This is a genomic window from Desulfovibrio biadhensis (assembly GCF_055388615.1).
Genome location: NZ_AP042477.1, coordinates 5,065,910 through 5,082,950, shown reverse-complemented (window position 1 = coordinate 5,082,950; position 17,041 = coordinate 5,065,910). Strand labels below are relative to the sequence as shown.

Below are 17,041 nucleotides of genomic sequence, written 5' to 3'. Positions count from 1 at the left end.
GCATGCTCCTATATGGTCTCTATTGAGTTTGAAGCTGGGCTACTGCACTGTTCAAAGACTTGCCAATCTGGTCATATTCACCCAGAAGGGCTTCGAGCCTGGCGAATTTGAGCTTAAGTTCCTTTGCTCTGCGGTCCAGGCGATCTTCTTCGTAAAGAATCTTTTTGTCTATGCCTTGGATGATGTCTTTATAGTTATCGACCACAATATGCATAGGGCCGTCTTCTTCATTCGTGTACTCCTTGAGAATATCCGCGATTTCCCCGGCTTTGCCTTGCTTAAGGCTGACTGAGCCCCCAAAAGTGCCGTCCGAGCTCGTATCAAGGACTTTGACGACCAAACCTTTTGCTGCGCCAGACATGACCGTAAGAGTGCCATCGTTGTTGTTGATTTTAGTCTTGACGCCGCCAACGGTGGCATCGGTCACCTTTCCACCGGAAACGGTGTACGAAACATCGTAGTGCCCGGGCTTGGTGACTGTAGAAACATGCGAATAGTATTTGAAACTGCCGGATTCAATCGTCTGGGTGCCCTCGTCCTTTGCGGCGAACACCTTTGCTACGGCTTCCGGATCCTCATTCAATACCTCGAGAAATTTCTCCTTGTCGAGGACAAGCAAGCCATTGGTCGGTGACGATTGGTCCGCATCAGTCAGGATTCCCAGTTGGGAAAGAGTGGAGTACTTATCGCCTTTCCCTGTTTTTTCGTCGTAGTAATCAAATCCCTTGGCGATTTCCGCAGTGACGCTTTTCAGGTTGCTCATAACGAGTTGCACTGCATAGTTGCCCGTCATGATGGACCCGCGCGGCTTATTCTCTTTTTCTCCTTCCTCGACATCGGTCAAGCCTTTAAACAACGTTCGCATCTCGTTGACCTTCTCAATGAAGGTGGCAACGTTTTCGACAACGCTGTCAGTATTCGTCTTGACATTTACCTGTGAGGTGCCGGTCCCCTTGAGCGTCATGTTGATGCCTGCTAACGTATCTTCCAATGTATTGGTGCTGTTGGAAATGTATTCGTCAGCTGCTGGCGGCCAGCCATCAACTTTAACTTTTGCGTCCTGATTTGCCTGCGTCTCCGTTATCGATGTGAAGTTTCCAAAATAGCCGTTAGAAACGAGAAGATCCGCTTCTTCTCCTGTATCCATACCGCGCAGTTGTAGATAATAACTATGGCCATCAGAAACTTTGCTGGCTTTGACCCCGGGATTGTCCGGATGTGTGTTGATCATGTTGATAAAGTCATCGAATTTGGTGCCGACAGGCACCCATATGCCGACTGATTTTGCGCCTTCGTCGTCGTTGGGATCGTCGTAGTAGAATCTGAACGTCTGGCCAAAAGGTGTCACCACGCCATTCGCATTGGAAAGTCCGTTGCCACTCATCCATACCGAATTCTGTGCAAGCTGGTGGACCTCGATAATATGCGATCCTTCTTCGGCTTTGTCATCGGCGGTGGCAGAAAGTACGTCTGTTTCGCTGCTTTCCGCGTCTTTGACCAAAAATTCTCCCACCGAATCCATACTATCAAGAGTCGTCCGTAAGGAAGCGATGGAGTTGTTAAGCGCATCAAGCGCTTCGATTTTAAGTGCCCAGCTTTCTTTCCAATACTCGAGCTGATTCTTATGGATCGACTCCACTTTGATCAATTGATCGATCATGGTCTGGAAGTCGGTACCGGAACCAAGTCCTGCAAAAGATATTTGGCCGGAAACATAATCACTAGCCATGGAGGGATCCCCCTTCGCTCATGCAGCTGACAGTACGCAAAAGCTGAGAGAGGTTCTTTTTTGCTGCCCCATTGGTGACATGGGTGATAGGCGTGCAGGGAATCTCTTCGTTGCAGGTGTTTACCTCCACGACCAGAAAGGCTTCCATGGTGTCAGGGCCCAGCAAGGGGGCATTCAAAGACACTCTGGACGCAGTATATGCAGCAACATCTTCTTTATTGCGTTCCAAACTCTCTTTCCAACATACACGCTGGTGTTGCAAAGCAGAATCCATACAAAACAACAGACCAGGCACGCCATGGGGGGCAGTGCCGGTTCCGTGTCCGGTATGGAGATTCTGGCCGGAGATGTAATTGTTCATGGCTACCTCCTCCAAAGAGGGGGAAATCTTTTCCTGTTATGCGACTCCGGCTGTCAGGTTGCAAGGAAAATGCCATCAGAAAACAGGTTCAGCGTGTGGCGGAGCCATAAATCCAGGCGAAAGCAGGGTGCCCCCCACTTTCACCTGGATTGCTATGCTGTTAGTGCGTCTTACTTACTAACCTCCCAAGAGCTGCATGGCCATTCTGGGCAAGGAGTTGGCCTGCGAGAGCATGGCCACTGCGGACTGCGTGAGAATCTGCTGCCGCACGAATTCGGTCATCTCGAGGGATACGTCTACGTCGGAGATGCGGGATTCTGCTGCCTGCAGGTTTTCGGACTGGATTTCCAGGTTGGTGATGGTATTTTCCAGCCGGTTTTGCAGAGCGCCCAGGTTGGCTCTGATCTTATCCTTGGAAACAATGGCGTTTTGAATCTTGACCAGGGACTCCTGCGCAAGCTGCTGCGTGGAGATGGAGTTCCCTGCTGCCAGGCCGAGCCCAAGGGCTGAAGCCGTGGATGTATCTATCTGGATGTAGTAGTAGTCTTCCGCCGAGTCGTTGGCAGTACCGAAGTGAACCTTCAGCTTGCCGGTGGAGTTCAACGTAGCCCCGCTGTGGGTGCCGCTGGAAAGGTTACCATTCAGCAGGTAGATGCCGTTGAAGTCGGTGGCGTTGGCGATACGTGTGATTTCCGAAGCCATGGCCTGGTATTCGGAATCGATGATCATACGTTGATCGGAAGTATAGGTACCCGTTGCGGCCTGTTGCGCCAGTTCTTTCATGCGGATCAGCTTTTCGTCGATGACGCCAAGGGCGCCGTCAGCAGTCTGAATGAGAGAAATGGCGTCGTTGGCGTTGCGGACACCCTGATTGAGAGAGGTGATGTCTGCGCGCATGAGCTCGCGGACAGCCAGCCCGGCGGCGTCGTCAGAGGCGGATACAACGCGTAAACCGGATGACAAACGGGAAACCGAGTTGCCCAGGTTTCCATATGAAGTGCGCAGGTTGCGCGCTGCGTTCGCCGCCATCAAGTTGTGATTGATTACCAGAGACATAGTTCTTTCCTCCGTGAAAGATGATCGGCTTCCTTGCCGTAGTGCGTCTTAAATGCCTGAGGAGGATCCTTCCCCCTGTGCCAACAGGTTTTCTCCGACGCGGTTGCATCCTTGATCGTCTGGTAAAATTTTTTCTTTAGGGAGAAATAACGAAAAAAAGCCCGGGCGACGTGCACCCGGGCTAGAATAGGAAAAGCTGGAATACAGAAAGACTTATGGCTCAGATTTAGAGGAATGCCCCGTTTCTTCACCCATAAAAGCCCTGAGCCGCTCAAGGTCGGTTTTCATGGCTTCGGGATCGCGCCTCTGTTTGCGGGCGATATGCTCTATGTTTTCTTCCGCATCTGAATCCCGCAAGTACATCGGAGCGGGAGCCTCCATGCTATAGGGCGCTCGGAGTCCATGGCGTAAAAGCGCTTCGGCTGTGGGATGATCCCATGACGAGGAAAGGGCAGTTACCCCTTGCGGCAACACTGCAAAAACACCGGCATTCCGCCGGAGGCCGCTCCCGAGAACCAATGACGGGTGGGGCGCCTTTTCGAGCTGGGAGAGAGCCTCGGTGGCCGTAACGGAGACAGGGGGCGCCAGGGGGCACAGACTCCCGGAAGCATCAGGGGCGAACCCCTGCATATAAACCTCTCCGCCCCTGGAATGGGTGACGACCCACAGGGATGTACAGATGTTTTCCGGCGCCGGCAGTTCCTGCCAGGCACTGTCAGCCAGCAACGGCAAGTAGTCGATGCCAGCCAAGGGTGCGTTGCGCGAGCGCGAGAGGCCCAAGGCTGTGGCCAGGGAAAGGCGCAGCCCTGTAAAGTTGCCAGGCCCTCTGACACAGGCGATACCGCTAAGCCTGGGCGCCTGCTGGAAGAGCATGGAAAAGGCGTGGTGCAGGGAGGGCGCCAGCAGGCCCATGGCCTTGCCAAAGGCGCTCCACTCCTGGGCATGCAGGAGTTCCAGCTCCTGCATGGCGTCTTTCTCCCCGACAGCATGGCCAAGGACGATCTGCAGCCGCCCTTCAGCGGCATTCAAGACCAGAAGCGGCGTTGGCTCAATTGAACGAAAGCCACGGGAAGTTGCGCGCGAGGTCATTGTATGTCGCCAGAATCATGAGTGTTATAAGCAGCGCCAGGCCGATTTTTGTCGTCAGGTCCTGAATTTTTTCCGGTACGGGACGTCTGAAAATCGCTTCGATGCCAAAAAACAGGATGTGCCCGCCGTCGAGAACGGGGATGGGCAACAGGTTGATGAGCCCTAGGTTGATGCTGATGAGCGCCGTGAGGGCCAGCAGATTGACGAATCCCTGGCTGGCCTGTTCTGAGACCATCTGCACGATGAGGATCGGGCCGCCCACCGTGTTCAGCGGAATGACCCGTTCTATGATTTTTTGGACGCCTTGTCCCGTGAGTTTGACGATCTGCCAGAACTGGACAAAGGCCTCTGTAAATGCAGAGCCCGCCCCTAGCGGGATGGTCGTGGTATCCCCTTTGGAGGTGATGCCGATGAGGGGCGTTTTGATGTCCTCGCCAAAGATGTTCTTGTGCACTGTGAGTTCAGGCTGCACTTCGCGGGTGAATGTTTCATCTCCGCGTTTGACCGTAAGGGTCAGTGTTTTGCCTTCGCTTGCCTGGATAATGGAGGAGAGATCGCGCCAGAAATTGACGGGTTGTCCGTCGATGGCTGTAACCTGGTCGCCCGTCTCCAGTCCGGCTTCCATGGCGGGGCTTGCGTCGCGGACATCGCCGATGACGGGGAGCATTTCAATGGCGCCCTGCGCCCAGAAAACGCCCCAATAAATGAGTACTGCCAGAATGAAGTTGAAGACCGGTCCGGCAGCGACTACCAGCATGCGATGCCAGGCGGGGCGGTGCATGAAGCTTTGGTCGATGGTGAACCCTTCGGGCAAATCTTCCTCACGAGTTTCTCCCACCAGGGAGACGTATCCGCCAAGGGGGAGCAGGGAGAGCTGATAGCGTGTCTGCCCCCATTTGAATGAGAAAATCTTGGGCGGAAAACCCAGGGAAAAGGTTTTTACGCCAATTCCCAGAGCCCGTGCCACGAGAAAATGGCCCAGCTCGTGAAAGGCGATGAGCAGGCCGAGGACGAGGACGACTGCGAGAACACTTTGCATATGGTATTTTTTCCTGCTCCTGCTCAGAAAGAAGGTGAGGCGACCATGGCCTCTGCCTGCTTTCGGGCGGAGCTGTCGAGTTCGAGAATTTCCTCCAGGCTGCCAGGCTGCCCGTTACTGGAACGGGCATATTCTTCCAGCGCTTTGCGCAGCAACCGGGGAATGTCCAGATACGAAATCTTTTTTTCCAGAAAAGCGGCCACGGCGATCTCGTTGGCCGCGTTCAGCACGATGCGTTGCCCCGGACCGCCAGTGGCGGGGTCCAGGCTTTGCATTGCCAGCGCCAGACAGGGGAATGCCTCCAGGTCAGGCTCCTGGAACGTCAGGCTGCCCACTTTGGCCAGGTCCAGTGGCTCCAGGGAGAGTGGCAATCGCTTGGGCCACCCCATGCAGTAGGCAATGGGAATGCGCATGTCCGGCTGCCCCAGGTGCGCGAGTTGCGACCCGTCGTGGTACTCGACCAGAGAGTGGATAATGCTCTGGGGGTGGACCACGACCGCAATATTCTCCAGGGGCTGGCCGTACAAGTGGTATGCTTCAATGACTTCCAGCCCTTTATTCATCAGGGTGGAGGAATCAATGGTGACTTTGGCGCCCATACTCCAGTTGGGGTGCTTCAGGGCCATTTCCGGTGTGACGACGGCCAGTTCCTCTTTGGTGCGCCCCCGAAATGGACCGCCGGAAGCTGTGAGGATGATGCGTCGCACATCTTCGGGGGCGTGCCCTGAGAGTCCTTGGAATAGAGCATTGTGTTCAGAATCCACCGGCAGGATGACAGCGCCGCTTTCCGAACAGGCCTGGCGGAAGAGTTCCCCCGCCAGAACCAGGGCTTCCTTGTTGGCCAGGGCGATTGTCTTGCCAGCTTTGGCCGCTGCAAGGGCGGGGCGCAGTCCGGCGGCTCCAACCTGTGCGGCCACTACCATGGAAACCTCTGGCAGGGTGGCCAGGGTTTCGTTGCCATCGGCCCCCCAGACGATTTCCGGGCTATAGCCTGCGGGCAGGAGTTCCTGCAGCTTTTTGGCGCCGTTTGCATCAAGCACCGCCAGCCATTTGGGGCGCCACTTGTCGGCCTGCTTGGCCAGCAGTTCTATATTGCGTGCCCCTGCAAGGGCGATGATTTTGAAAGCGTCGGGGTGTTCGGCTGCAACATTCAGGGTGTTTACCCCGATGGAGCCGGTGCTGCCCATGACTGCGATGGAACGTGGAAAATCAGCGGCAAGACGTTCGGCCGGCAGTTGGGAAATATAGCCGCTGTGCAGAGCGGAAGAAGAGGTGCTGGCATTGCTGGGCATGTAAGTTCCTTGCATGGTAAGCAGGAGGGCGGGCAACTTGTTCGGCTGGTCGGGCGCGCACCTCCAATAAAGCTACAGCAGATACAGGCTTCGGATGAGCATGTAAACCGGCAACGCCAAGAGCATGCCGTCTATGCGGTCCAGCATGCCCCCGTGTCCGGGGAGGAAGGCGCCGGAGTCCTTGATATCCAGGCTGCGCTTGAGTGCGGATTCGAAGAAATCACCGTACTGGGCAGCGAGATTCAAGGCCAGGCCGAGGCCGAGCCAAGTCCAGAATCCTGCGCCCTGCAAAACTTCCGGGGGCAGGAAAAGGGCGAAGAAAGCGGTTATCAGCAGGCATACCGCCAGCCCGCCAAAGCTTCCGGCCCAGGTTTTCTTGGGGCTGATGGCAGGCCAGACCTTGGGGCCGGACAGGATGCTCCCGGCGTAATAGGCTCCGGTATCCGAAGCAAAGGTGGTCAGCATCACAAAGAGAATTTCTATGGGGCCAAGAAACAGGAAGCACTGCAGCGATACAGGAATGTAGAGCAGGCCGCACAGCAGCAATATCTTTGACTGATAGTCGGCCATGTGCGGCGCGCTGGAGTATTGGAAAAGAAAGCGTAATTGAAGAATCCAGAACACTGCCAGAAGCAGCCCGCCCCCCCACAGTGGGTGGCCAAGGGCGCCGAGAACCAGGATCAGGATGCCTAGAGCAAGGCCGACGATTTTGGCGGCAAAACGCGCATCGCGCCAGAACATGGTGTAAAATTCGAATTGCGCGATACAGGACACGAGCGCAACGGCAAAAAAGAGCCACCACCCTCCAAGATAAAGAATGAGTGCCAGCAAGGGCAATAAAAGAAGGGAGGTGAGCCAACGCTGGCCGTGCGAAGACATGGTCATGGCGTTATTTGCTCCTGTGTCTTGCCAAAGCGCCGGCTGCGGCCGGCAAAGTCACTGATGGCCTTGTCCAGTTCTTCTGGGGAAAAATCCGGCCACAACACATCGGGGAAATACAGTTCCGAATACGCGGACTGGTAGAGCAGGTAGTTGCTCAGTCTAATTTCTCCGCTGGTGCGTATGACCAGGTCCGGGTCTGGTTGCCCTGCTGTGTAGAGATAGTTCTTGAAGGTCTCTTCGTCCAGGGCTTCAGGGTCCAATCCGTCCTGCATGATGCGTTTGCACGCGCGTACGATCTCAGCCCGGCCAGAATAGTTGAGGGCCAGGTTGAGTTGCAAGGTGGTGTTGCCTTTGGTGGAGGAGACGGCGTGCTTGAGCACCTGGCGGGTGGCAAAGGGCAGATCGCCAGGTTCGCCAAGAATACTAATGCGGATGCCCTTCTCCATGAGGCTGGCGAGTTCCCGCTTGAGAAACTGGGCCAGGAGGTCGAAGAGGAAGGAAACCTCATCTTTAGGCCTGGCCCAGTTTTCTTTGGAGAAGGTATAGAGCGTAAGATACCCAATGCCGCGATCGCGACAAGCTGTGACGATGGCCTTGGCCGCTTCGGTGCCGGCTTTATGCCCTTTGCTCCTTGGCAGACCTCGCTGTTGCGCCCAGCGGCCATTGCCATCCATGATGATAGCGACGTGCTTGGGCAATATTTGAGCTGACAGCGTCAAATCTCCATGATTTCGGCTTCTTTTGCCGCGTAGATTTCATCCGACTTGGCAACGTACTGGTCAGTGAGCTTCTGGACGTCGTCCTGCCCCTTGTGCATGTCGTCTTCCGTGATTTCCTTGTCGTTTTTCATTTTCTTCAAGGTTTCGTTGGCATCACGGCGGACGTTTCGCACGGCGACCTTGGCGTCTTCGGTGTACTTTTTGGCAACCTTGGCCAGTTCTTTGCGCCGTTCTTCAGTAAGGGGGGGGATGTTGATGCGGATGATCTTGCCGTCATTCACTGGGGTCAGGCCGAGATCAGACTTGAGCAAGGCCTTCTCCACATCGCCAAAAGCGTTGCGGTCCCATGGTTGAATGGTGATGGTGCGGCTGTCAGGCACGGAAATGGAAGCAATCTGGCTCAAAGGCGTGGGCGTGCCGTAATAGTCAACACGCACGTCTTCAACCAGCATGGATGAGGCACGGCCGGTGCGCAGTTTGGAAAATTCTTTTTCAAGGTTTTCCATTACTTTGCTCATGCGCTGTTTGCTATCTTTAAGAACTGATTCCATGGCTGTCTAACCTCCTTGAACGGTGGTGCCGATGCGTTCGCCTGTGACGACGCGCTTGATATTCCCCGGGGTGGTCAGATTGAATACGATGATGGGCAGGTTGTTGTCCATGGCCAGGGATATGGCTGCGGAATCCATGACCCCCAGGTGTTTCTGCAGGGTTTCGTCATAGGAGACCGTCTCGTACTTGACGGCGTCATCATGCTTCATGGGGTCTTTGTCGTAAACGCCATCGACCTTGGTGGCCTTGAGAATGGCCTGAGCCTTGACTTCATTGGCGCGCAGGACGGCGGCCGTATCCGTTGTGAAGAATGGATTGCCCGTACCGGCCGCAAAAATGACCACGCGGCCTCTTTCAAGGTGCCGCATTGCGCGGCGCCTGATGTAGGGCTCGGCCACTTCGCGCATGGTGATGGCGGAGAGCACGCGGGTTTGCAAGCCGGTCTTTTCCAAGGCGTCCTGGACGGCCAAGGCGTTCATGACAGTGGCGAGCATGCCCATGTAATCGCCGCTGACGCGGTCCATGCCCTGTTCCGAGGCGGCCATGCCCCGGAAAATGTTGCCACCGCCAATAACAAGGGCCATCTCGACACCCAGCTCAACGACCTCGGCGATTTCTCTGCAGAAACCGCGGATGGTGTCAGGGTCGATGCCGAATTCCTTGTCTCCGGCCAAGGCCTCGCCGCTCAATTTCAACAATATCCGGGGGTAGCGCAGAGTACTCATCGGGAACCTTTTAAAGCGGCGGAGGGTATTAGCCTCCGCCGCGGAAGTGGTCTGGCAAGAAAAAACGGGCCCGAAAGCCCGTTTAGTATCACAAACTAGTCTTCGGCCTTTTCTTCGCTCGCGGGCTCGGCGCCGAGTTCCATGCGGTCGAAACGTCCGACATGGATGCGCTCGCCAATCGCAGCGACCAGCTCGTTCACCAGGTCGCCGATAGTGACCTTGTCGTCCTTGATGAAGGGCTGGTTGAGCAGGCAGACTTCCTGATAGTACTTTTTGACGCGGCCCTCGACGATCTTGTCCACGATGTTTTCGGGCTTGCCTTCAGCCAGAGCCTGCTCACGGAAGATCACCTTTTCCTTTTCGAGCAAGTCCTGGGGCAGGTCTTCAGGAGATACGCACACAGGGTTGGCTGCGGCGATCTGCATGGCGATGTCTTTGGCCAGCTGCTGGAAACGTTCGTTGCGAGCAACGAAGTCGGTCTCACATTTGAGCTCAACCATGACGCCGATTTTACCAGTGTTGTGGATGTAAGAGCCGATCAGGCCTTCAGAGGTAGCACGGCCAGCGCGCTTGGCAGCCTTGGAAAGGCCCTTCTGGCGCAACCATGCGACGGCTTTTTCTTCGTCTCCTCCGGACTCCTGCAAGGCTTTCTTGCAGTCCATCATACCTGCACCGGTCTTTTCGCGCAGGGTTTTGACCTGTTGAGCGCTGATAGACATTCGCGTCACTCCTTATGATTATACTTCTGGTGGCGTGTTCTCGGTTCTATGTATTTGCCAAAACAGCAACTTGCTGTCTTGATTTCCTTTTTCTACAGCATGCACATGAAGCAGCAGGGCGTGCTCCACCCCGGCATGCTCACCCCTGCAACAGGGGAAAACGTTATTCGGCTTTGGGTGCGGCTTCTGCAGGCGCAGCTTCGGCAGCCTGTTCAGCAGCGGCGGGAGCCTCCACAGGGGCCTTTTCGCCTTCCTTTTCAGCCGCCATGTCACGATCCTTCTGGGAAGCTGTTCCCTCGAGGCAAGCGTCGGCAATGGCCGTAACGAACAGCTTGATGGCGCGGATAGCGTCGTCGTTGCCGGGGATCACGTAGTCCACCACGTCGGGGTCGCAGTTGGAGTCCACAATGGCGGCGATGGTGATGCCAAGCTTGCGGCATTCCTTCACCGCGATATCTTCACGCTTGGGGTCAACGATGAAGGCCATTTGCGGAATATCGTCCATGTCTTTGATACCGCCCAGGACTTCGTTCAGCTTGTCCATCTCGCGTTGGAAGAAGAGCACTTCCTTTTTGGTGAAGCGGTTGATGGTGCCGTCGGCGAACATGGATTCCAGCTTCTTCAGGCGTTCGATGCTGCGGCGTATGGTCTGAAAGTTGGTCAGCGTGCCGCCCATCCAACGGTTGGTGACATAGTACATGCCAGAACGCTCGGCCTCGGTCTTCACGGATTCCTGTGCCTGGCGCTTGGTGCCGATGAAGATCACCTTGCCGCCCTTGGCCACCGTGTCCACGACCTTGTCGTGAGCTTTTTGGAAAAGCTTTACGGTCTGCTGCAGGTCCATGATGTGGATTCCGTTACGAGCGCCGAAGATGTACGGACGCATCTTGGGATTCCAACGGCGAGTCTGGTGACCAAAGTGGACACCGGTTTCGAGCATCTGCTTCATGGTTACGTAAGCCATAACTACTCCTTGTAAATGGTTTTTCCTCCACCCCAGCCGTAAATCTCCCATTCCGGCCCGCGCATGTGTGCAGACAGGTCCGGAACACCCGGAAGACGGCAAACGGGGTGTGCGTAGTGCAAGAACACGATCGCATACGCCAAATCAAACTTCCTGGCAAGTGTAAAACGACCGTTAGGTAACTGGTTATTGCAACAAGGAATCCTGATCAGCTTTTTGTTGCGTTTTTTCAGCTTCTATCTCTTTGAGCTCCGCTTCACTCACTACAGGGGTGATGAGGGTGCCAACCTGAGATATCTCGACACGAACTTCGTCGCCCGACTTGAGCGCTCCCACTCCGGAAGGCGTGCCGGTGAGGATCACGTCACCAGGAAAGAGCGTCATGGATTTTGAAATATTGCTCACCAACTCGTAAGGAGAGAATACCATGTCAGAGGTGTTGCCTCTCTGCTTCTCCTCACCATTGAGCGAAGTGATGAGTTCCAGATTGCTTGGATCCTCCACCTGGGTTTCGATCCATGGCCCAATGGGGGCAAAGGTGTCGAAGCCCTTGGCCCGGCCATACTGCCCATCGCGCTTCTGGATATCACGCGCGGTGACATCATTGGCGCAGGCATAACCGAAAATATGTTCGGCAACCTGGTCCGGGGGCACGTTACGACAGTTTTTGCCGATGATCACGGCGAGTTCCCCTTCGTAATCCACCCGCTGCGAAACAGAGGGGAGGATCACAGGCTGTCCACTGCCGATGACAGCGGAAGGGGGCTTGAGAAAAAGCACCGGTTCCTCTGGTACAGTGTGCCCCATTTCTTCGGCGTGTTGGCGATAATTAACCGCCACGCAAATCATTTTAGTGGGTACCACCGGCGGCAGCACGCCACACATTTGCAAAGGAATAGGCTCGGTGAAGCCAAGTTCCTTGTTCAGGCATTGAACAAACAAATCAAAGGAAGCTCCCCCCTCTTCAGGGGATTCCTTGGGCACTTCTTGCAGCGCCCCGTAAAAGACTTTGTCCTGAAAGCGTACTCGTAAAACTCGCATGACACTCCTCACTTTATCTGCTGGGCATTACGACATCATGACTACTTCATCACGATAGCAGCAGGGGGGCTTCATGTCTAATGCATGAACGACGCCTGACACGGTATGTTTATATCCTATCTGGAAAGCCTGTCCGGACAATGGGGCGTTTGCATGCCGTAGTTCTTCGCACAGGACGTAACAGATCTGCGCGTTTTGCCTTAGAAGCAGTATTCTGTCGTCTTCCTTTCTCCATGGTTTTCCTTTGCGCTGGAAATCTTGCCTGAGAAAAACTGGTCTGAATTGCGAAAAACGGGTGTGGTTGCGTGGGGGCGATTCTCCCAACAAAGATGGACAGCTGGACAACGCTGTCTATAGAGGCGGCCCCTTGCGTAGGTGAAAGCCCTACACTGCCACTACCCGAAACACAACGTGTTTGTACCCTTCTTCAGTGTGGAACAGTGGCATAAAAGGGTAACTGTAGAGATTAGGGGAATTATGCGCAGTAGAATTGCTTTTACTGCATGAAGTGCTGGCATAAAATTACAGAAAACACGTCTTGCCCTCAAAAATGACCTTTTACTCCAAGGAGACTTGAAATGAACGCTGAAATGCTCAAAGGAAAATGGAACCAGTTGCAGGGTGATGTGAAAAAGCAATGGAGTAAGCTGACCAACGACGATATCAGCTATATAAATGGTGAAGAAGAAAGTCTTATCGGGAAGCTGCAAGAGTTGTACGGATATACAAAAGAACAGGCTAAGGAGCAGGTAGACAAGTGGTACAGTTCGCAGCAGTAGCTGCGTAATCGTATAGTTTCCTGAAAGAGGCTGCTATTGTGAACACAAAGTTGTATTGACAAAAAAACGGAGTATATATGGGAACGATATTGATTATTATCCTGATACTTCTTTTGATAGGAGCTGTTCCGGCCTGGCCCTACAGCAGAAGATGGGGGTACTACCCCAGCGGTGGGCTGGGGCTCGTGCTCCTCATTGTGATTATCCTGCTTTTAATGGGGCATATCTGAGGATACAACAGTAGTCAGAACTTCAAGACAACCGGCTGTTGCAGAATGGCCGGTTGTCTTGCGTTTGGCCCCCAGAAAGAGGGGCAGACGAGAAAATCTTGCGGCGGGTCACTTGGCAAAGGTGACAGGTAATGCCATCTGGGATTTTTAGACCACCATCACCAGGGGCAGAACCACGGGATCACGCTCCAGCACCTTGCGGAAAAAGCGGCGCAGCGAGGAGCGGATACGTTCGCGCAGTTTTTCATCCTCTCCTGGAGGGATGTTCTCGAAAATGTCCAGGATGATGCACTTGGCGTCTTCCAACAGATGACTGTATTGTTGTTCGAAGACGAATCCCTTGGATTGCACGTCCGGTCCCAGCAGGATTTCCCAGTTTTCTTCCTCGATGACCATGACGGCGACAACCAGTCCGCCACCTCCCAACAAGTGGCGTTCCTTGAGCACGGTGTGCCCCACATCTCCAACACCTTTGCCATCCACGTATATGGAATCCACGGGGATGTGTTCTTCAAGGCGAATGCCCCCGTCGGGGAGCAGGGTGATGGGTTGGCCGTTTTCTATGACAATGGCGCGTTCAGGGGCAACGCCGTTTTCTGTGGCCAAACGGGCGTGTTTGACCAGGTGGCGGTATTCGCCGTGCACCGGAATGAAGTATTTTGGTTTGACGGTCTGCAGCATGAGCTGGAGCTCTTCCCGGTAGGCGTGGCCAGAGGCATGGATGGCCTGGACCCGTTCGTAAAGCACCTCCGCCCCCAACCGGTAAAGGTTGTTGATAACCTTTGTGATGGCGCGGACATTGCCCGGGATGAAGCGCGAGGACATGAGAACGGTATCGCCAGGATTGATGCGCAATTGGCGGTGCTCGTTGTTGGCTATGCGGGCCAGGGCGGAAAGGGGCTCGCCTTGTGAGCCGGTGACGATCAAGACAACCCGTTCATCGGGCAGGTTGCAGATTTCCTCGATATCAACATAGGTGTTGTCGGGAATGCGAAGGTAGCCCAGGTTGCTGGCCACATCTATGTTGCCAAGCAGGGAGCGGCCATTGACGGCAACCTTGCGGCCGTATTCTTTCGCCAGGTCGAATATTTCCTGAATGCGTTGGATATGGCTGGAGAAAAGTGTGACCAGGATACGGCCGTCAGCCTTGGAAAAAATATCGCCCAGGGTGGACATGATTTCGCGTTCGGTAATGGAGTGGCCACTGCGTTCGACATTGGTGGAGTCGGAAAACAGCAGTTCCACACCTTGCGAGGAAAATTCGCGAAACGCTGCAAGATCGGTGAAGTGCCCCCCCATGGGGTTGTTGTCGATCTTGAAATCCCCGGTGTGCACAAAGCGGCCAACAGGTGTTTCTATGCCCAGGCCAAACCCTTCGATGATGGAGTGGCAGACACGGAAAAAAGTGACGGCCATTTCGTCGAATTCAATGCGGTCGCCAACGTTGACCTGGTTGAATTTGACATGTTTGTCCAGGCCATGCTCGCGCAGGCGGTTTTCCACCAGGGAAAGGGTGAAATGGGAGCCGTAGATCGGGACATTAATATACGGCACCAGCCAGGCCAGTGCGCCTATATGGTCTTCATGTCCGTGGGTAAGGATTATCCCTTTGAGCTTGTGCTTGTTGGCCAACAGAAAGTCGAATCGCGGAATGACGATATCAATGCCAAGAAGGTAGTCGTCCGGGAACATGAGACCGCAGTCGACGACGATCATTTCGGTATCGGTATGAATCAACAGACAATTCATGCCGATTTCGCCAAGTCCCCCCAAGGGGGTGATGGTCACTGGTTTCGGGGTGTTCATCTGGCCATCTCCTGGTAGCCGGCGTGCATCACCTTGAAGAGGTCGTCCTTGAAACGTTCGCGGTCCTTCAGGGTATAACCGCTGGTATCGATAGGGGGCAGCGCCTTGATATAAATGTCCTTGTGCTCCTTGCAAAGCATGTTGCGTCCTTTAGGGAGAGCAGGGCCCGAGCCATAAATAAGAACGGGTGCGACAGGCAGTTCCGTTTTGAGGGCAATGATCATGCCGCCGACTTTGAAATCCTGCAGCGTAGAATAATCCGTGGCGCGGGTTCCTTCCGGAAATATGACCACGTATCGCCCCTCCTGGGCGCTCTGCACTGCCTGCTCCACACTCTTCATTGCCTTGCGACGGTTACCACGATCGATGGCAACGTGGCCAGCGGCTTCCATGGCTTTGCCGAAAAGCGGTACCTGGAACAGACTTTCCTTGGCCACAAAGTTGATGGTCCGGCCGCTCAGTGCCGTGTACAACAGCGGAATATCCAGCAAACTCTGGTGGTTGGCCATTATTACAACAGGCTTGTCCTTGGGCAGCGCGCTCAGGTCCGTGTGAATGCGCAGGCCGGACGCAAACAGCGTGGCCTGGCTCCAAAGTCTGCCGCTGATGCCTGCCAGGCGCTTGTTGCGGAAAAGGCGTCCAAAAATAATGGAGCCCAGCGAACAAACAATGGTCGCAGGTATGAATACGCTCAGGAAAAAAATATCTCGAAGCATGGTCAGCAATAGTATCAGGTTTGCGTTTTCGCAACGTCCGTGTGTAAAACATAATGGAGATAAAGGCCATGGGAAATTATAGGCCCTCCCTGCAGGACGTTTGCATTGGAATACAAATGTACAAAAAAAGCCCCGCACACATTATGTGCGCGGGGCAGGTGTATTAAAAGAAGAATTCGTTATTCCATGACCTTCCAGTCGCCGTTTTCAATGGTGACCATGGTAAAGGCGCTGGCGTCCAGGCCGTTGTGGTCTTCAGGGGAGAAGTTGAAGACGCCGGCTGTACCTACCAGGCCGGTGACCTGCTCAATGGCATTGGTGATGGCAGCGGGATCATCGGATCCGGCCTTTTCTATGGCTGCCACAAGAATTTTTACGGCGTCCCAGCCATGCCCGCCAAAGGTGGACACTTCACCGTCGTATCGATCCTCGTAGAGCTTCTTGTATTTGAGCAGTTCGGCCTTTTGCGGATGATCATCGGGGATTTGTTCGGCCACGATCAAACGCCCTGCAGGCAACATCAATCCCTCGGCAGCTTCGCCGGCCAGTTCGATGAACTTTTTGGAGGCAACGCCGTGGCTCATATAGAGGGGCGTTTCAATCCCGAGCTGCGCACGGTTACGGGCCACCACTGCAGGGCCGGGGTTGGTTCCCCAGCACACGATGGCGTCAGGGTTCAACCCCTTAATCTTGGTAAGTTGCGCTGTCATGTCGGTGTCTTTGGGACCGTAAACCTCGTCCGCCAGCAGTTCGAAGCCCATTTCGGGCACCATCTTTTTGAGAAAAGCCCGGCCAGCCTGGCCAAAGCCATCGGAAACCGTGATGATGGCGATTTTTTTGTAGCCCTGCTTCCCGGCGTGGGTCAGGATTTTTTCCACGGCGTAGCGGTCCGAAGGCGTATCCTTGAAAACATGCTTTTTGAGAGGCACCGTGATTTTTTCGGCCGCGGCGCACGACATCATGGGCACCTTGGCCTGTTCGGCCTTCATCACCACGGCCAGCGTGTTGCCCGAAGTGGTCGGGCCGATGAGGGCAGAAACCTTGTCCTTGCGCAGCAGCTTGTCGATGTTCAGTACGGTTTTGTTGACGTCGGTCTCATCGTCGTAAATCACCACCTCGAGGGGGCGCCCCAGGACGCCGCCAGCAGCATTGATCTGTTCCACTGCCAGTTCAACAGAGTTTCTTTCAGGTTCACCCAGAAACGATGCCGGCCCGGTAATGGAGAAGACCGCGCCCAATTTGATGGGGTCGGCCGCCAGGGCCGGCACGGCCAGTAACAGGCAAAATGCGATCACAAACAAGGAGCGGCTGATGCGAAACATGGCTCGGTGTCCTCCATGGG

General features: G+C 54.8%; 18 protein-coding genes. 2 read left to right on the top strand and 16 right to left on the bottom strand.

The features are described 5' to 3' along the window. Window positions 1-19: 19 nt before the first annotated feature. The 13 genes from fliD to ACZ5EH_RS22020 all read right to left on the bottom strand — a co-directional run bounded on the left by fliD (window position 20) and on the right by ACZ5EH_RS22020 (window position 12,168). Window positions 20-1,729: a flagellar filament capping protein FliD gene (gene fliD / locus ACZ5EH_RS22080; RefSeq protein ID WP_464276013.1), complete on the bottom strand. Its 1,710-nt coding sequence runs from the start codon at window positions 1,727-1,729 to the stop codon at window positions 20-22. Beyond that, on the bottom strand, window positions 1,722-2,090 hold the full coding sequence (locus ACZ5EH_RS22075) for a hypothetical protein (protein WP_464276012.1): 369 nt from the start codon (window positions 2,088-2,090) through the stop codon (window positions 1,722-1,724). The genes fliD and ACZ5EH_RS22075 overlap by 8 nt, the downstream gene beginning before the upstream one ends. A gap of 177 nt (window positions 2,091-2,267) precedes the next feature. Continuing rightward, window positions 2,268-3,146 carry a flagellin N-terminal helical domain-containing protein gene (locus ACZ5EH_RS22070; RefSeq protein ID WP_464276011.1) on the bottom strand — a complete coding sequence of 293 codons (879 nt, stop codon included), beginning with the start codon at window positions 3,144-3,146 and terminating at the stop codon, window positions 2,268-2,270. Between the two features lie 213 nt (window positions 3,147-3,359). Continuing rightward, a complete protein-coding gene (gene tsaB, locus ACZ5EH_RS22065; protein WP_464276010.1) occupies window positions 3,360-4,235 on the bottom strand; it encodes a tRNA (adenosine(37)-N6)-threonylcarbamoyltransferase complex dimerization subunit type 1 TsaB in 876 nt (291 codons plus the stop codon). Then, window positions 4,195-5,274 carry an RIP metalloprotease RseP gene (gene rseP, locus ACZ5EH_RS22060; RefSeq protein WP_464276009.1) on the bottom strand — a complete coding sequence of 360 codons (1,080 nt, stop codon included), beginning with the start codon at window positions 5,272-5,274 and terminating at the stop codon, window positions 4,195-4,197. The genes tsaB and rseP overlap by 41 nt, the downstream gene beginning before the upstream one ends. A gap of 23 nt (window positions 5,275-5,297) precedes the next feature. Beyond that, a complete protein-coding gene (locus ACZ5EH_RS22055) occupies window positions 5,298-6,566 on the bottom strand; it encodes a 1-deoxy-D-xylulose-5-phosphate reductoisomerase (RefSeq protein ID WP_464276008.1) in 1,269 nt (422 codons plus the stop codon). Between the two features lie 72 nt (window positions 6,567-6,638). Continuing rightward, window positions 6,639-7,451 carry a phosphatidate cytidylyltransferase gene (locus ACZ5EH_RS22050; protein ID WP_464276007.1) on the bottom strand — a complete coding sequence of 271 codons (813 nt, stop codon included), beginning with the start codon at window positions 7,449-7,451 and terminating at the stop codon, window positions 6,639-6,641. Next, window positions 7,448-8,161, bottom strand: coding sequence for an isoprenyl transferase (locus tag ACZ5EH_RS22045; protein WP_464278347.1), 714 nt, complete (start codon window positions 8,159-8,161; stop codon window positions 7,448-7,450). Before ACZ5EH_RS22045 ends, ACZ5EH_RS22050 begins: the two co-directional genes overlap by 4 nt. Before the next feature lie 2 nt (window positions 8,162-8,163). Then, window positions 8,164-8,718 carry a ribosome recycling factor gene (gene frr, locus ACZ5EH_RS22040; protein WP_464276006.1) on the bottom strand — a complete coding sequence of 185 codons (555 nt, stop codon included), beginning with the start codon at window positions 8,716-8,718 and terminating at the stop codon, window positions 8,164-8,166. Between the two features lie 6 nt (window positions 8,719-8,724). Continuing rightward, a complete protein-coding gene (gene pyrH, locus ACZ5EH_RS22035) occupies window positions 8,725-9,444 on the bottom strand; it encodes a UMP kinase (protein ID WP_464276005.1) in 720 nt (239 codons plus the stop codon). A 95-nt stretch (window positions 9,445-9,539) separates the two neighbouring features. Further along, window positions 9,540-10,163 carry a translation elongation factor Ts gene (gene tsf, locus ACZ5EH_RS22030; protein WP_464276004.1) on the bottom strand — a complete coding sequence of 208 codons (624 nt, stop codon included), beginning with the start codon at window positions 10,161-10,163 and terminating at the stop codon, window positions 9,540-9,542. A gap of 163 nt (window positions 10,164-10,326) precedes the next feature. After that, entirely contained in the window at window positions 10,327-11,127 is an 801-nt protein-coding gene (rpsB, locus tag ACZ5EH_RS22025; RefSeq protein WP_464276003.1) for a 30S ribosomal protein S2, read from the bottom strand. Window positions 11,128-11,313: 186 nt separating this feature from the next. Further along, window positions 11,314-12,168, bottom strand: a complete 855-nt coding sequence (locus ACZ5EH_RS22020) for a fumarylacetoacetate hydrolase family protein (RefSeq protein WP_464276002.1) — start codon at window positions 12,166-12,168, stop codon at window positions 11,314-11,316. A 578-nt stretch (window positions 12,169-12,746) separates the two neighbouring features. Here ACZ5EH_RS22020 and ACZ5EH_RS22015 point away from each other — a divergent pair. Then, complete coding sequence (locus ACZ5EH_RS22015) at window positions 12,747-12,947, top strand: CsbD family protein (RefSeq protein ID WP_464276001.1); 201 nt, start codon at window positions 12,747-12,749, stop codon at window positions 12,945-12,947. A 77-nt stretch (window positions 12,948-13,024) separates the two neighbouring features. Beyond that, on the top strand, window positions 13,025-13,177 hold the full coding sequence (locus ACZ5EH_RS22010; protein ID WP_464276000.1) for a DUF3309 family protein: 153 nt from the start codon (window positions 13,025-13,027) through the stop codon (window positions 13,175-13,177). Window positions 13,178-13,324: 147 nt separating this feature from the next. On the opposite strand, the gene ACZ5EH_RS22005 is transcribed toward ACZ5EH_RS22010, so the two are convergent. From ACZ5EH_RS22005 to ACZ5EH_RS21995, 3 genes are all read right to left on the bottom strand, one after another. Then, the gene (locus ACZ5EH_RS22005) at window positions 13,325-14,983 is read right to left on the bottom strand and encodes a ribonuclease J (protein WP_464275999.1); all 1,659 of its coding nucleotides are present in this window, start codon (window positions 14,981-14,983) and stop codon (window positions 13,325-13,327) included. Then, on the bottom strand, window positions 14,980-15,699 hold the full coding sequence (locus tag ACZ5EH_RS22000) for a lysophospholipid acyltransferase family protein (RefSeq protein WP_464275998.1): 720 nt from the start codon (window positions 15,697-15,699) through the stop codon (window positions 14,980-14,982). The genes ACZ5EH_RS22005 and ACZ5EH_RS22000 overlap by 4 nt, the downstream gene beginning before the upstream one ends. Before the next feature lie 179 nt (window positions 15,700-15,878). Then, complete coding sequence (locus ACZ5EH_RS21995; protein WP_464275997.1) at window positions 15,879-17,021, bottom strand: ABC transporter substrate-binding protein; 1,143 nt, start codon at window positions 17,019-17,021, stop codon at window positions 15,879-15,881. Window positions 17,022-17,041: the final 20 nt, after the last annotated feature.